Source organism: Psychrobacter sp. BF1 (assembly GCF_019279065.1).
Lineage (GTDB): Bacteria > Pseudomonadota > Gammaproteobacteria > Pseudomonadales > Moraxellaceae > Psychrobacter > Psychrobacter urativorans.
Genome location: NZ_JAGYWV010000005.1, coordinates 38,002 through 53,975, shown reverse-complemented (window position 1 = coordinate 53,975; position 15,974 = coordinate 38,002). Strand labels below are relative to the sequence as shown.

At 40.5% G+C, this 15,974-nt stretch carries 17 protein-coding genes; 9 read left to right on the top strand and 8 right to left on the bottom strand.

The window, feature by feature from the left end; genetic code table 11:
- Positions 1-96: 96 nt before the first annotated feature.
- The 4 genes from tatB to KZA12_RS07410 form a co-directional block, all read right to left on the bottom strand.
- Positions 97-957, bottom strand: a complete 861-nt coding sequence (gene tatB, locus KZA12_RS14870) for a Sec-independent protein translocase protein TatB (protein ID WP_256932890.1) — start codon at positions 955-957, stop codon at positions 97-99.
- Between the two features lie 58 nt (positions 958-1,015).
- Complete coding sequence (gene tatA / locus KZA12_RS07420; RefSeq protein ID WP_201622928.1) at positions 1,016-1,300, bottom strand: Sec-independent protein translocase subunit TatA; 285 nt, start codon at positions 1,298-1,300, stop codon at positions 1,016-1,018.
- A gap of 222 nt (positions 1,301-1,522) precedes the next feature.
- A complete protein-coding gene (gene hisI / locus KZA12_RS07415) occupies positions 1,523-2,449 on the bottom strand; it encodes a phosphoribosyl-AMP cyclohydrolase (protein ID WP_218689796.1) in 927 nt (308 codons plus the stop codon).
- Between the two features lie 87 nt (positions 2,450-2,536).
- The gene (locus KZA12_RS07410) at positions 2,537-2,980 is read right to left on the bottom strand and encodes a thioesterase (RefSeq protein ID WP_201622930.1); all 444 of its coding nucleotides are present in this window, start codon (positions 2,978-2,980) and stop codon (positions 2,537-2,539) included.
- A gap of 567 nt (positions 2,981-3,547) precedes the next feature.
- On the opposite strand from KZA12_RS07410, the gene rpmI reads away from it, so the two are divergent.
- The 8 genes from rpmI to KZA12_RS07370 all read left to right on the top strand — a co-directional run bounded on the left by rpmI (position 3,548) and on the right by KZA12_RS07370 (position 10,992).
- The gene (gene rpmI, locus KZA12_RS07405; RefSeq protein WP_201622931.1) at positions 3,548-3,745 is read left to right on the top strand and encodes a 50S ribosomal protein L35; all 198 of its coding nucleotides are present in this window, start codon (positions 3,548-3,550) and stop codon (positions 3,743-3,745) included.
- A 91-nt stretch (positions 3,746-3,836) separates the two neighbouring features.
- Positions 3,837-4,193: a 50S ribosomal protein L20 gene (rplT, locus tag KZA12_RS07400; RefSeq protein WP_218689795.1), complete on the top strand. Its 357-nt coding sequence runs from the start codon at positions 3,837-3,839 to the stop codon at positions 4,191-4,193.
- A gap of 272 nt (positions 4,194-4,465) precedes the next feature.
- Positions 4,466-5,521, top strand: coding sequence for a phenylalanine--tRNA ligase subunit alpha (gene pheS / locus KZA12_RS07395; protein WP_218689794.1), 1,056 nt, complete (start codon positions 4,466-4,468; stop codon positions 5,519-5,521).
- A gap of 109 nt (positions 5,522-5,630) precedes the next feature.
- The gene (gene pheT / locus KZA12_RS07390; protein WP_218689793.1) at positions 5,631-8,045 is read left to right on the top strand and encodes a phenylalanine--tRNA ligase subunit beta; all 2,415 of its coding nucleotides are present in this window, start codon (positions 5,631-5,633) and stop codon (positions 8,043-8,045) included.
- Positions 8,046-8,265: 220 nt separating this feature from the next.
- On the top strand, positions 8,266-8,565 hold the full coding sequence (locus KZA12_RS07385; protein WP_201622934.1) for an integration host factor subunit alpha: 300 nt from the start codon (positions 8,266-8,268) through the stop codon (positions 8,563-8,565).
- A 572-nt stretch (positions 8,566-9,137) separates the two neighbouring features.
- A complete protein-coding gene (locus KZA12_RS07380) occupies positions 9,138-9,869 on the top strand; it encodes a hypothetical protein (RefSeq protein WP_218689792.1) in 732 nt (243 codons plus the stop codon).
- A 92-nt stretch (positions 9,870-9,961) separates the two neighbouring features.
- The gene (locus KZA12_RS07375; protein WP_218689791.1) at positions 9,962-10,489 is read left to right on the top strand and encodes a BLUF domain-containing protein; all 528 of its coding nucleotides are present in this window, start codon (positions 9,962-9,964) and stop codon (positions 10,487-10,489) included.
- A gap of 71 nt (positions 10,490-10,560) precedes the next feature.
- Positions 10,561-10,992: a BLUF domain-containing protein gene (locus tag KZA12_RS07370; RefSeq protein ID WP_218689790.1), complete on the top strand. Its 432-nt coding sequence runs from the start codon at positions 10,561-10,563 to the stop codon at positions 10,990-10,992.
- 263 nt (positions 10,993-11,255) lie between these two features.
- Here KZA12_RS07370 and KZA12_RS07365 read toward each other — a convergent pair whose 3' ends face one another.
- Entirely contained in the window at positions 11,256-11,603 is a 348-nt protein-coding gene (locus KZA12_RS07365; protein WP_201622938.1) for a hypothetical protein, read from the bottom strand.
- Between the two features lie 426 nt (positions 11,604-12,029).
- Here KZA12_RS07365 and KZA12_RS07360 point away from each other — a divergent pair, with 426 nt between their 5' ends.
- Positions 12,030-12,920 carry a neutral zinc metallopeptidase gene (locus KZA12_RS07360; protein WP_218689789.1) on the top strand — a complete coding sequence of 297 codons (891 nt, stop codon included), beginning with the start codon at positions 12,030-12,032 and terminating at the stop codon, positions 12,918-12,920.
- Positions 12,921-13,062: 142 nt separating this feature from the next.
- Here KZA12_RS07360 and KZA12_RS07355 read toward each other — a convergent pair whose 3' ends face one another.
- From KZA12_RS07355 to trxA, 3 genes are all read right to left on the bottom strand, one after another.
- Entirely contained in the window at positions 13,063-13,308 is a 246-nt protein-coding gene (locus KZA12_RS07355) for a glycine zipper 2TM domain-containing protein (protein ID WP_201622940.1), read from the bottom strand.
- A 416-nt stretch (positions 13,309-13,724) separates the two neighbouring features.
- On the bottom strand, positions 13,725-14,993 hold the full coding sequence (gene rho, locus KZA12_RS07350) for a transcription termination factor Rho (protein ID WP_201622941.1): 1,269 nt from the start codon (positions 14,991-14,993) through the stop codon (positions 13,725-13,727).
- Positions 14,994-15,527: 534 nt separating this feature from the next.
- On the bottom strand, positions 15,528-15,854 hold the full coding sequence (gene trxA, locus KZA12_RS07345; protein WP_201622942.1) for a thioredoxin: 327 nt from the start codon (positions 15,852-15,854) through the stop codon (positions 15,528-15,530).
- Positions 15,855-15,974 lie beyond the last annotated feature (120 nt).

Below are 15,974 nucleotides of genomic sequence, written 5' to 3'. Positions count from 1 at the left end.
AGCTATTTTTGTTTTCAATGCTTTCAGTAGCAATAGTGGCCTCTTCTGCCGCTGCTATTTTTTGTTGGCGAGTCTTTTTGCGTTTAAATAAACTCATTAATTCGCCTGCTGTTTATCTAAAGCGCTGTTATTCATTGAGCTATCTGCTTGCTTTAAGTTATCCAAGCTATCCTGTTTATACAAGCTATCCTGTTTATCTAAGCTATCTGGTTTATCTAAGCTATCTGGTTTATCTAAGCTATCTGGTTTATCCAAGCGAACCGAGCTATTTACGCTATCTATGCTATTTACGCTATTTACGCTATTTACGCTATTTAAGGTAGTAGAAACTGCTGGAGCGGTATATAACAACATATCAGCCTGATAGTTGGGTAGATAAGGCGCTGCTGGCAAACGCCTTACTCGGTCATAATCGCCTAAGCGAAACCACATGTTTTCCCATGGCCGAGTAATTATCAGTGGCTTAGTAGTCTTCGCTACAGTTGCATCACTAGTGACTGTCTCACCCTCAATTGCTGGCGCTGACTTATCCCCTATTGCATCAGTTGCACTGCTCTCGTAAGCCTCGTAAGCATAGGCAAACTCTGCCGGTAAGTTTTTTCCAGACGGCTGTTGAGTGCTATCAGTTGCAGAAGAGGGCATTGGGCTTTGCTGCGACTTGAGACTATGATTCTGTGAGTTTTCGAACGCTTTTATGCTACCGCGCATCTCTGCCATTTCGCGGTCCATATCGGCTTTGGTCTTGCGGATGTTAGCCAGCTCATCTTGCATCTGTTGCCTAGTCTCTGCCAGATCAAGTTCGGCTTCTATTTCAGATTGGATAGTAGAGATGGTACGACGCAGTTTGGCATACCATTTCCCAGCAGTACGGGCAGCTTGTGGTAACTTCTCAGGACCCAAGACAATTAAGGCGATTACGCCAAACAAGAATAATTCAGAAAAGCCGATATCAAACATAATGGTCAAACATCACTATCTAAAACAGTTTAAAAATGACAGTGGCAAACTGCTTATGTTATACCTTGCGCTGATCATCGACAGGAGCAGGGCTAATTTCGATATCATCAACCTTAGTGCCTAGCGGTCTATTTAAATCGTTATTTGCAGCATGCAAACTAGCATCATGATCAAGCACTCGATGTTTTTTGGCATTTTCAGCCTCTTCATCTTTCACTGCTTCTTTAAAGCCTTTTACCGCACCGCCTAAATCTTTGCCAGCATTTTTAAGCTTAGAAGTACCGAATATCACTACGACTACTACTAATAGAATTAACCAATGTGTAATGGAAAAACTGCCCATAACGTTGTCCTTATCTCTTGACTAGATCAGTATCTTTTTTGTCCAAAGCCATCTATCAGCACGGTTTAAATTTCACAATTAAATGCAATAGCCGTTAACTAAAAATAAAATCTTGTCAGCAGACAATACTTTAGGCAATAGCGCTATATTATAACGCTATTGCTATGGAAAAGGTAAAAACAACTTTATTTAGCCTAGTCACTTTGTTAGAGCTGTCAATAGCTAGCTATTGATAGCCCAAGATTGACGAGAGGCTTTTTCATCAATACCTGAAAGACCAAAGCGTCGTCCTAGCTCACTTAACACTACGTCTGACTCGATATCGAACCAAGCCAAAGCTACCAAAGTATGAAACCAAACGTCAGCTACTTCGTAGATAAGCTCATGCCGTGCGGCATCATATTGGTTTTTATCAGTCAGCGCATTGTTATTGGCCAAATCTTTGGCAGCGATGATGCTTTCAATGGCTTCTTCACCTACTTTTTCTAGAATCTTATTCAGCCCGCGTGCATATAAGCTGGCGACATAAGAGCTATCAGCATCGGCCTGTTTGCGCTCGTTGAGCACTTTATCAAGCTGCTGTAGGATCGACTCACTAGTGGTATTGCTAGGTTGCTTAGTGTCAGCACGATTTGCGCTATTTACTGTTGAGGTAGAGCTTAGGACTTTATTAGTGTCTTCTGTCTCAATACTATGGTCAACAAGATTTTTTTGTTCAGTAGCATTGTGTGCAGCGCCATATATGGCAGCAGGATCTTTTAAAATATCATCGACTGCTTGCCATTGAGGGCTGGCTCCAGAAGTATCTAAGCGCTGATAAAAGCAGGACTCTCGACCAGTATGGCAAGCAATACCGCCAATTTGAGTGACGCTGAGCACAATAACATCAGCATCACAATCTAGACGGATATCGTGAACTTGTTGAGTATGACCGGAGGTCTCGCCTTTATGCCAAAGTTTGGCACGCGAACGAGAAAAATATACCGCGGTCTGAGTCTGTGCCGTCAACTGCAAGGCTTCAGCATTCATCCAAGCCATCATAAGAATGCGGCCTGATTGATGATCCTGCGCAATAGCAGGAAGCAAACCGTCGTCATTGAATTTTACAGCAGTAAGCCAAGCAGGTAAGAGCTGGGTAGGGTCAGTCATAGTAGTCATCTTATAGAAATTAACTAAAAAACAAATAGGGTGCTATTTTCATATCGATGATACTGTGAATACGCCCTGAAAGCGATCTTAAATATCAAGTAATTGCTGATTTAGAGCTTGTTTGATACTGTTATTAATGGTGGTAACTTTGTTAAAACGATAGTCATAATTTACAAAGTGCTGTTGGGCTATTGCTATGGTAGAACCATCATACATTCGTGTCACTTTAGTGGTTATATTGCCACCATCACCAGTCAATAACGATACGCCCATTTCAAATAATAGCTCTTCGCGTGCGCGTACTAAGCTTACAATATTCAATTGCAGGTCATCAACAATCAAGCCCTGATAATCGGCATCAATCTCTTTGATTCCTTTAGAGTATAAAAACCGCACTCGAGTTTCAGATATTAGGGCAGTCAGCGCCTCTAAAGTCAAATGTTGACCAATATCGACCTCCGTATTACGCACCCGCATGACTGTCTCAAAAACGAATATCTGTTCATCAAGATCTAACACTTCATCTATCATCGTTTTCTCCTATAGGGTAGCTGTATAGTCATTCTCATAGCCCGATAAGCAAAGATATAGCTATAAATACGGTCAGCTACGAATCCTATCAGCCATAAGCGATCAATAATTACATTAAAAATAAATACTCCTAGTGAACTAATTAAGGGTTTTACGGCCGTAAGGCAGCACTACATTAATAGGTATTGCTACTTTGCATTCTATATGGTGAATATAATGAATATAACAGTTTACTTAACCATAGCAAAGGCATGGTTGCAATAGTTTTGATGATGAACGGTAGAATTAGCTACTTTTCCGTAAATAATCCATAAATTTTTGCAGTAATAGAATAACAAATAAACTCAACTTTAGTGGGGTAATATTTATTTTATTAGAGGAGTAACGATTATTATGGGTTAGAGTGAATAAACAGCTTAGGCTTAGCTAATAATGGTTAAACTAGCAGTGGCAAAATAGTAACGCTTCTGCTAAAATAGCGCCTCCCACCTCGAGGCAAATAGTTGACGTTAATAACTATAGCTATTTGACGACCAGGTTCTAACTAAGACAAAGAGGCAAATCATCATGAAAGTGAAGATGAAAACCAAACGTGGCGCCGCCAAACGCTTCAAGAAAACAGCGAACGGTTTTAAGCGCAAGCAAGCATTTAAGAGCCATATTTTGACCAAGAAATCAGCTAAGCGTATTCGCCAGTTGCGTGGTCTTAAGATGGTGGACAAGTCTGACGAAGCAGCTGTTCGTCGTATGTGCCCATACATCTAATTGACTTTGCAATCTGACAACAACGGCTATCTTAATAGTAAGCATTGTTGTTTCATTTGACTAATACCGCTAAAAATTCTTGGAGTAAATTATGGCCCGTGTAAAACGTGGTGTACAGGCGAATCGCCGTCACAAAAAAATCTTAAAACGCGCAAAAGGTTACTATGGTGCTCGTTCACGTGTTTATCGTGTAGCAGTACAAGCAGTAACTAAAGCTGGTCAATATGCATATCGTGACCGTCGCAACAAAAAGCGTACTTTCCGTCGCCTTTGGATTGCTCGTATCAATGCTGGTGCACGCTTAAACGGTTTGAGCTATAGCCGCTTTATCATTGGCATGAAAAAAGCTAACATCGCAATCGATCGTCGCGTACTTGCTGACATCGCTATGCATGATGCTGCTACTTTCACTGCTTTGGTCGAAAAAGCAAAAGCGGAACTGGCCTAAATATTAATGGTCCTATCGGTATCTAGATTAGATATTTGTATAGGCAACGTTGATATTGATTAATAGTACGATATTAATGAAAGCTACCGCTAGTCGGTAGCTTTTTTTATGCGTTTGCTGCTCAAGTAGGTTATATTGCTAAGCTATTAATGGTTAATATAAATAATAAGTTTGTTAATATAAATGCCAAGCAGCATAAAGCCTGCTGCGCCGATTAGTGACTATTTCGTCAACCCCTCAAAATTTTGTTCAACTCAGGAATAATGCGTCTTATGACTACCCCTGCTGCTACTACCGATTTGTCGGAATTACCGGTTCTATCTTCAGAGCTAAATGAGCTCAATGAAAGTCAACTGAATGAGCTTGCCAGTGCTGCCGAAATCTTTATTGCCAAAGCTACTAGTGTACCCGTGCTGCAAGAATTACGAGTTCAGCTTACTGGTAAAAAGAGCCAGCTAACCGGCTGGTCAAAGCAAATGGGTAAGCTAAGTAGTGATGACAAAAAGACTTATGGCGGATGGCTGCATCTAGTACGTAGTCGTATCCAAGAAGCATTAACTGTGCAACAGCAACAGCTAGAAATCGCCGCTCTAAATGCCAAGCTTGCTAGTGAAAGTATTGATATTACTTTACCTGCGCGTGGCAGTGAAAGAGGTCACTTGCATCCGGTGACTATGATTACCCAGCGCATGCAGCAGTTCTTTATTCAAGCGGGTTTTAATGTTGCGACAGGGCCAGAAGTTGAGAGTGACTATTACAACTTTGAGGCGCTGAATATTCCTTCGCATCATCCTGCACGTGCTATGCACGATACTTTCTATTTTGATGCGCATTATTTATTGCGTACTCATACTAGTCCAGTACAGATCCGTACTATGGAGAAGAGCGCACCGCCTATCCGTATTATCTGCCCCGGACGCGTCTACCGTAACGATTCAGACCAAACTCATTCGCCAATGTTCCATCAGTTAGAAGGGTTGATGGTCACTGAGTGTAGCTCTTTTGCAGAGTTAAAAGGCTTGATTAGTGAATTTTTACAGGCGTTTTTTGCCAAAGATCTAACGGTACGTTTTCGTCCTTCTTTTTTCCCTTTCACTGAGCCATCCGCTGAGGTCGACATCTTAGACGATAATGGTAAGTGGCTTGAAGTTATGGGCTGCGGTATGGTGCATCCACAAGTACTGACCAACTGTGGCATTGATGCTGAAAAGTACACTGGCTTTGCTTTTGGAATGGGTATTGAGCGTTTTGCGATGCTGTACTATGGCATTGATGATTTACGCTTGTTCTTCCAAAATGACGTACGCTTCTTAAAGCAATTCGGCTAAACAGTGGCTATGTAGAATAGGCTAACGACCCTAGCAACTATGCGTTAGGGATAGACAAGCCGTATCAATACGCCGTTTTTTTATTTTGAAATTTTGATCTGAGATATCTATGAAAATTAGCGAACAGTGGTTACGTCAATGGGTAAACCCTACTAATACTAGCGAGCAATTGGCCGAACAACTCACTATGGCAGGACTGGAGATCGATGATCGTTATGCGGTCGCACGTCCATTTAATGGCGTAGTGGTTGGCGAAGTCATCAGTGTTGAGCCGCATCCTGATGCCGATAAGCTAAGAGTAACGCAAGTTAATATTGGTGCTAAAGAGACGGTACAAATCGTTTGCGGTGCTCCTAATGTCCGTGTCGGTATGAAAGTCCCTGTGGCAACAGTCGGTGCTGTGCTTCCTGGCGATGGCGGTAAAGATAAACCAGGCTTTCATATCAAAGCCAGCGAACTACGTGGTGTAGCTTCTAACGGTATGCTATGCGGCGCCTCTGAGATTGACTTGACCGACGATATCGACGGTTTACTGGAACTTGCAGAAGATGCGCCTATCGGTACAGATATCCGCGATTATCTAGGGTTAGATCATCAGATATTCGACATCTCTATTACCCCCAATCGCGGTGACTGCTTTAGTGTGCGTGGTATAGCTCGTGAAATCGGTGTTATCAACGGCTTGGCAGTGCAGACCCCAGTAGTCAATCCGCCAGTGCTAGCTAGTGATAGCCAAACTACCCCTGAAGTGACAATTACTGCCCCTGCAGCTTGTCCTCGCTACTTAGTCCAGTCTATTAGTAGCATTGATCGTAGTGCTCAAACACCCAAATGGATGACTGATGCTTTAGTTCAGTCCGGTTTACGCTCGCACAATTTCTTAGTTGACGTCACTAACTATGTATTGATGGAGCTAGGTCAGCCTCTACATGCCTTTGATGCAGATACTATTGTTGGCAGTATAGTAGTACGTTTAGCTGAGCCTAAAGAGAGCCTTACTTTGCTCAATGAGCAAACTATAAGCTTAACTGGTGATGAGTTAGTTATTGCTGATGATAGTGGTATCTTAGCTCTGGCTGGTATCATGGGTGGCAAGCGCAGTAGTGTCACGGATGCTACTACTAATATCGTTCTTGAGAGTGCTTTTTTTAGTCCGCTAGCTATCGCAGCTCGTGCACGCCGCTTCGGTCTGCATACTGATGCTTCACAACGTTTTGAGCGTGGAGTAGACTTTGAGTTGCCGGCATTAGCATTAGCGCGTGCTGTTGATTTGATCACTACTATTACTAATGGCAAGGCGGGACCTATCATTACTGTTGAGCAGCAAGATCAGCTACCTGCTCGTACGGCTATCGTTTTACCCATTGCTAAAGTAAAAGACGTCCTTGGTATCGAAATTGCAGTAGATACTATGGTGCGTATTTTAACCCAGCTAGGGCTGGTAGTAGAGCAACAGCCTGATATGCTTATCTGTACACCACCATCGTATCGCTTTGACATGGTCATTAGAGAAGATCTGATCGAAGAAATAGCACGCATCTATGGCTATGATAATATTCCTAGCGTTTTGCCGCATCTACAAGTCAGTATGAACTATGATGACACTGCGGACTTGACTCACGAAATGAAATTGGCTTTGGTTGATATCGGCTATATGGAAGCCATTAGCTTTAGCTTTAGTGATGCTAAGTTAGAAGCCTTAATTAATGATGAAGCACTAGGTGAGGTACTAGCATTAGCTAACCCTATATCTAACGATCTAGCGGTTATGCGTCGTACGCTATTATCAAGTTTATTGCCTTGTGTCCAATACAACCTCAATCGTCAACAAGCGCGTATCCGTTTCTTTGAGACCGGCTTAAGCTTCGTTGGTCAAAACGTGAGCGCCTTAGTACAGACTCCTAGTATTGCCTTAGTCGCTGTCGGTAATCTATGGGATGAACAAGCTTATCAAAATCGTGCGCTAGACTTCTATGATCTTAAACACGATGTCGAGCAACTATTACCTGCGCAGCTTGCGTCAGGACGTATCCGTTATGAGCGTAGTGATTTGGACTTTCTGCATCCAGGACAAAGCGCTAAACTGTATATAGATGAGCATTATATCGGTTGGCTTGGACAGCTACATCCTAACACTGCAAAACAGCTTGATCTACCAGCTACTTGGGTTGCGCAGTTGGCTTTAGCACCATTATTGACACTGGCACGCGAACAACAACTGATCGCCACTCCAAGTAAATTTCCGCAAGTGCGCCGTGATATTGCTATTCTTGTTGACAGCGATATCAGTGTACAAACGCTACAAGCAACTATCCGTAATGCCGCTGGGCCATTATTGACCGATTTATGGTTGTTTGATGTCTATCAAGGCGACAAAGTGCCAGCGGGCCAGCGCTCTCTAGCTTTTGCTTTGACTTGGCAGGATCATAGCCAAACCTTAGCTGATGAAGTAGTTAAAACCGCTACGGATAAAGTAGTTAATGCTCTAACAGAGCAGCATAAAGCCCAATTACGTGATAGCTAATAGTAAATAATAGCGTTACTTTTTAATTTCTCAAACCCTATGACTTACAGGGTTTGGGAGATTGAATTAGTCGTCAACAGTGTTAACTAGTTATTAATAAAAGGTTTTATTGCAGACTCTATTAAAAGTTCGGTAGAAATCATTTATAATAGCTAATATTATTTGTCATAGTTATCCATAACATTAGACACTAGCCACGATATAGCAAAGGAGCACCATAGTGAGCACTTTAACTAAGTCTGATATGATCGAGCATCTAATGACTCGCCTCGATTTAACTCGTCAAGAAGGGCGTTGTTTAGTAGAGAATTTCTTTGATGAGCTGTCAGAGAGTTTGATCGAAGGGAAAGAAGTAAAACTTTCAGGCTTTGGTAATTTTGAGCTTAAAGACAAAAATAGTCGTCCAGGTCGCAATCCAAAGACTGGGGAAGCAGTAGCAGTCTCTGCTCGCCGAGTAGTCACTTTTAAGACCGGTCAAAAGTTCCGTCAAAAGGTTGATGAGCGCTTATTTGATGTTTAATAGTTAGAAATGTTAGCTATAATGATTAACTAGATTATAACTACTTAGCACAGTAAGCCAATTAGTAAAGCAAGCAAATATACTGTAGATAAAGCGGCAAACTAAGCGACATATTAATGTTTCTTAGTTTGCCGCTTTATTTTTGCCATTATTAATACTATTTAGCATTACTTAGTAGGTTTAATACTATTAAACATCAATAATGCAAATAGGGACCTATCCTGCTGGCAAAACTTTATGACACTATTGAGACCGAGCTATATAGCAACTTGCAGACAGGAACTTGTAGACAGGAACTTGTAGATAGAAGCTTGCAGTGGTAGACAAACCGCTCATTGAGTTTATTAGCTGACCATGGAATTATATATTGGTATTAACCTCAGATAGGCTATGCAATAATATACAAAGCTCGATAATCAATTACTCCCTGCTATAAGTAAGCAATATAACTAAGATTTCACTACTACTTATAAAGTTACAGGTAGATGGCTTAACTGCTTAGATCACAAAATTATTCGGTTAGCATCATTTTGCTAAAATACTAGTCTGAATATCTGCGTTGGATTAAAACAATGAATAGTAATGATGTGTATCAAAAAAGCAATTTAGGTCGAGAAGAAATTAGAAATCAAACTTTGGGTGTGTTGCCAAGAGAGGCTAGAACACTACTAATCACTATCGATGGTAAAAAAACTTATCAAAATTATCTGGACTCGCTTAATGACAATGATATGTTTGCTGAGTTTGGTGGTATAACACCGCTATTCGAATTACTTGTGGATTTTCAATGCATTGAGCTTAGCCCGCAGAGTAAGGCCAACGCTGCACACCCGCTCGGCAATGTTGTTAACCAACCGCAATCTACTACGCTTACACAGCCAGACGGTCTCTCTACTACCAGATCTGAAGTAAATACAGCGCTTAATAATAGACAGACAAGTGTTGATCATTATCAGGCTAGTCGATCTTCCGTTATAGCTTTTGACGCAGTGGCAACTCAAGTGCATGATGAAGCTGAGCTTGCTGCTGAGTTCAATAATGTTGCAAACCATAAGCTTGCTGCTAAAGAGGGCTTTGTTAATAGTAAAGCTCCTAAAGTCAGCTATGAAACCATAAAGTCAGACTTGGCAACTTATATAGAAAAAAATCTGCCCGCCCAAGAGGCTTGGGGTTATCTATTAAGTCTAGAGCGATGTGAAAACGATTCGCAGTTATTGGCTCTAGTGCAACGAATTCAGCAGGCTATTAATGGCAATAATATGGCGTGGGATATGGATAATTATATGCAAGCGCTGAGAAAATAAGGGTTACAGTCTCTGTTACCGGACGTACTATAGTGCAAGTTAGTATTCTTATATTGGTTCTTATTTCAGTTTTTACTTGACCGGAGTCCGTTATGGCAATAGCTGAACCTTTAAAAAATAGTCATGCAAAAATGATGAATGGCGAGCATATCATGGTGCGCCTAACTTATATTAGTCGTTATAACAGCTATAATTTAAAGGGCGAAGTATCTAGTATCCTTGCGCAAGCGCAACAGAATAATAGTCAAAATGGCATTACTGGCGCTTTAATATTTAATCATAATTACTTTTTGCAAAGTATTGAAGGCTCCAGACCTGTTATTAATGATCTGTTAAGAAAATTGGTCAAAGATGAGCGGCATTTTTCGTTACAGGTTATTGAATGTAGCGAGATTGAACAACGTCGCTGGGATAAATGGTCGATGAAATATCTGATTCCTAGCGTAGATAATAAAGAGCATTTGCTTAAGTTTTCAGCAGGTACTGAGTTCAATCCTTATTTAATGAGTACTAAGCAAATTATACTGTTTATTGATGCTCTGTCGAAACAACAACAGCGACAAGAACAACAACACAAACAAGCAATAGAAAAGAAGAAATCTTGGTTTGGTAGGAGATAGTTGGCTTTTAGTAGGGTAGTTACCACCGTTAGCCCCTCTACATTGAATATTTTTTATATAAGAGATAACCGATGATCGAGAATAATACTGACGCCCATATTTTAGTTAGCATGACTTATGCCAGTCGTGCTAACTCTGATGTATCGGCTAATGATTTTAATGAGATTTTAAAACAAGCCCAACGTAACAATGCCGCCAATGGTATCACTGGTATGCTTATTTTTAATAAGGATTATTTTTTACAAACCATTGAAGGACCAAGAGCGCAGATCAATCGATTGCTGTATAGTTTGATTGCTGATCAGCGCCATCATGATCTGCAATTGATTGAGACTCGTGAATTAAAGCATAGATTATGGGCTAAATGGTCAATGAATTATGCTTCTCCAACTGAAGAAAACGCCGCCATTTATCTTAAATATTCTACTACTGTCAGCTTTAATCCCTACTTGCTAAATGCTGAATCGGCCAACGATTTGATGCGTGAACTTAGTGAGGTTTGATCGGAGCAGCTGCTAGCTTGATACTAAGAGTCTAGTGATCAATCAGCCATTATAAAGAGATATTGATGAGGGTTTTTAATAGTGCTAGATATTCCCTATAAGGCTTTATATAGCTGTAGATATGTGGACAGCAATTATAGAAATACAGTCAGAACTCAAAATACTTGCGAGTAAGGATCAAATTACTAAATTTTTGCCATAAAAAAAGAGAGCTTAAGCTCTCTTTTTTTTGTACAAAATAACTATTATTTATATAATAATAATTATTTAGTAGCTGGCTCAACAACAACAACTTCGTCAGCAGCGATAACAGCTGGATCAGTTGCTACATCAGTAGTAGCAGTAGCAGTACCGTCTACTGGAACTTCAGCATCAACTTCGCTAGTTGCAGTTGCTTCAGCAGCATTGTCAACAGCTACAGCAGCGTCAGCTACAGCAGCATCAGCTACAGGAGTAGCTTCGTCAGCTTTGTTTAGCTCTTCAGTTGCATCAACAACGTCAGCTTTTGCATCAGCAATGTCTTCAGCAGCGTTTTCTTTGTTGCTATCACAAGCAGTTAAGCCCATAGTAGCGGCCATGATACCAGCTAGAGCAAGTAATTTAAGTTTCATACGATATTCTCCGGAAAATGAAATGAGCAATAGACATAACTAAAGGTTGAACTTCCAGTTTATTTTTGGAGATCAACTACTCTTGGTTACAGCTACTCAGCTTGCACGCATTCTATATCTTTTTTAAGTAAATGAAAAGAGTTTATACCATTAATTAACAATAAATATGTAAATAATATTTACAAGCTCGACTTTTATATAAGTTTAATACAAGTTAATAGCGTAATGGACGTATAATTTGCTAAATTGAAGCCAGTAAAAATAGTTAGTAGCTTAGACAAAGGTTATCGGCTCTTTGGCTATACATTAAATTAAATAGAGTTGCTATCAGTAGATTTTGATACTTTACCCATAAGAGTATGTATTGGCTTAAAGGGTTAAGTGTCGACAGCGCCTGATATATATTGTTGTGAATTGGAGAATGTTATGAAATGGCAAGGTAGAAGGGGTAGCTCTAACGTCCGTACTAGTAGTGGCGGCGGCGGTAAGATAATGGGTGGCGGTATTGGCGGTATTATTATCGCTGGTATTTTATGGTTAGTATTTGGAGTCAACCCAATGACTGCATTGCAAACTGGTCAAGTAGTAGCTGGTGGTGGCAGTAATAACTCAACTCAACCAGCTACTAGCGATGATCGAGATACCCAGTTTGTAAAAGTTGTGCTGGCGGATACTGAAGAGGTGTGGGGTCAAGTATTTAAAGAAGGTGGGCAGACTTATAAGGATCCCTCACTAGTGCTATTTAAAGGGCAGATCAATTCAGCTTGTGGTAGTGCTACTTCAGCGACGGGACCTTTTTATTGTCCTGGTGATCAGACAGTGTATCTAGATACTTCATTTTTTGTAGAAATGCGTCAAAACTTTGGTATTAGTGGTGATCAACAACAGTCAGGCGATGAAGAAAACCGTGATAAAGCTGGTGACTTTGCGCAGGCTTATGTCATTTCGCACGAAGTAGGTCATCATGTGCAGACCTTGCTGGGTATCTCCCAACAAGTCAGCGAAGCTAGTCGCCAAGTTACTCGTGCCCAAGCGAATAAACTTTCGGTATTACAAGAGTTACAAGCAGATTGCTTCGCTGGGGTATGGGCCAACCGTAATCAACAGCGTGTACAGTTCTTAGAAGCAGGCGATGTTGAGGAAGCTATCAATGCTGCCGGACAAATTGGTGATGATAGATTAGCGCGCGCTAGTGGCGGAGCAGTGGTTCCCGATAACTTCACTCATGGTACGAGTCAGCAACGTGTGCAATGGTTTACTCGTGGTTTAGAAAGCGGCAATATCCAAAGCTGTGATACTTTTAGCGGTGGGTTATAGTCTCTAAGTAGCGCCGTATTATCGGTAAACAGCTTAGGACTAAAGGTATAATTTTTTAGATTAAAGGACAGTTATTTAAGCCAAAAAAAGCCCACAACTTAGATTGTGGGCTTTTAACATCAATCTGACCAAAAACTATTTATTAGTTTTTAGTTTTGTCATAGATATAACCACCTGCACCACCGACAGCAGCACCCGCTAGAGCACCACGAGCGATATCTTTACTATCGCCTTTACTTTTAATAAGTGCGCCTGCAACTGCACCAGCAGTAGCTGCTTTAGTAGTGTTACTTACGCCACTGTTATAACCACCAGTAGAGTTACAACCAGTCATAATTAAAGCGGTACTAGTAATAGCGGTCATCGCGATAGTTTTAGCAAATTTCATATCATCACCTATTAAATGAAGCAAAATGATAATAAGTACTTTTAATAATTAATCAAAATAGCCATTTGAGCGCTATTTTTAGATAATTACTAGCTAGGATAACTAGCAAAGCACTTATTAACAATTTTTGATTGAGTGTATTAGTATCAATATTGATAATACCTTGTTACTAGTGTTGGAGTCGTAGTAGAAACGCTAAGCTTTGCACATGCAATGTAAGTGATGTTGCGCTTATATGTCGTGAGTAGGGCTTTGACTTAGTTTTCTTGTATTCATCATGATAATACGCTAACTAACTAGCACTGAAGTGTAAGCCAAAAAAAAGACCGCTATAAGCGATCTCCTTTTTATGACTGCAAGATAATAGCAACCCTATTAACTTTAGGTTGAATATTAATAACTCTAGCTAACAACTTCTAGTTTTGAGATTTACGTTTCATCTGGTCAAAGAACTCATCATTGGTTTTAGCTTCTTTGAGGCGGTCCAATAAGAATTCAGTAGCTTGTACACCATCCATCGGCTGTAACAATTTGCGTAGAATCCAAACTTTACGCAGCTTATCTTCATCGAGCAAGCGTTCTTCACGACGAGTACCAGACTTTTTGATATTAATAGCTGGGAAAACGCGTTTTTCTGCCAAATCACGTTCTAGAGTGATTTCTTGGTTACCAGTACCTTTGAATTCTTCAAAGATTACGCTGTCCATTTTACTACCAGTATCAATCAAAGCGGTGGCGATAATAGTCAAGCTACCCCCTTCTTCGATGTTACGAGCAGCACCGAAGAAGCGTTTTGGCCGTTCTAAAGCATTTGAATCAAGACCACCAGTCAGTACTTTACCCGATGACGGAATAACGGTGTTATAAGCACGGGCAAGACGAGTGATGGAGTCAAGTAAGATAACCACATCTTGCTTATGCTCTACTAAGCGCTTGGCTTTTTCGATGACCATATCAGCGACTTGTACATGGCGCTGTGGGGGTTCATCAAAAGTTGAGGCGACCACTTCACCACGTACAGTACGTACCATCTCTGTCACTTCTTCTGGGCGCTCATCAATCAGTAATACAATCAAATAGCATTCAGGATTGTTACGAGTGATCGCTTGAGCGATGGTTTGCAGCAGTACCGTTTTACCAGCCTTAGGTGGTGCTACGATAATTGAGCGCTGACCTTTACCAATAGGAGCAATCAGGTCAATAATACGACCCGTCAAGTCTTCGGTAGTACCATTACCTGATTCAAGCTTAAGCTGCTCAGTTGGGAACAGAGGGGTCAAGTTCTCAAAAATAAGCTTATGGCGTGAGCGATCAGGAGTATCAAAGTTGATTTCTCCCACCTTTAATAAGGCAAAATAACGCTCAGAGTCTTTTGGCGGACGGATAGTACCGGCAATACTGTCACCAGTCTTGAGACTGAAACGTCGAATCTGACTAGGACTGACATAAATGTCATCAGGACCTGCCAAATATGAGCCTTCAGAAGAACGCAAAAAGCCAAAACCATCTGGTAGTACTTCTAGTACCCCGTCGCCATAGATGGCTTCGCCGTTACGGGCATGGGTTTTTAGAATAGCAAAGATGATGTCTTGCTTACGGCTACGAGCCATATTATCAAGGCCCATTTCTTTGGCGATGGTCAATAGCTCAGCGATTGATTTTTTCTTTAATTCAGTTAAATTCATAGAGTAGTCATTAGCAATTTGTCGGGTGGGAACTGCGATTAGCAGCACAACCCACGACATTGATTTAGAACAACGTTAGTATAGTAATAGGATGTGTGCGCAAAGTTGATCTTTATACAGATCCAATTCCTATACATCAAATTATCACCTGCTGTACATTGACAGTACTGAGTGAAAATAAGAACGATAGAAAAGGCTACATAAAGGGATACGATAAGCATTTACTGCTAATAATCGTATTTAGTCATTTTATTCAATTATTGTATTCAGTAGCGATAAATGTGTTTTATAGTGATAAACACAGGGAGAACAGCGACAAGACGCTTATGAAAATACTATATTTTTCTTGTCACAAGACTATACGGTTTTCACGATACGCTTGTCAATTATTTTTACTAAAAAAGTCGTATAATTAAATAGTTTGCGATGAACGTTAGCGAAAAGCCATTATCTGGAGAAGATAATGGCTTTTCAGAACTCTATTTAACCACCGATTAATCAGTGATAAATTGGGCAAAATTAGCTAGCAATGTTTTACAAGTGCTTGTCTAGTACTTTAGCCAATTCACTTTTAGGTTGTAGGCCCATTACTGAATCAACTTTTTCGCCGTTTTTGAAGACGAATAAGGTAGGAATGTTACGAATACCAAAACGACTCGCAGCTTGTGGGTTACTATCCACGTCCACTTTAACGATTTTAACTTTACCTTGGTATTCGGCAGCTAAGTCTTCTAAGATAGGAGCAATAGCTTTACAAGGTCCACACCAAGTGGCCCAAAAATCCACTAAAACTGGTACATCAGCTTGCAATACATCTTGGTCAAAGTTGTCATCAGTGGTATTAACGATAAGGTCAGACATTATTTTCTCTCTTGTTTTGTGGTCTCTTTAGTACATCGACTCTATATCACTATAGCAGCCAATCAAAATTGCTACCAGTTATGCTATAAATATTATTAGTAGCAATCATCAAATATTAGT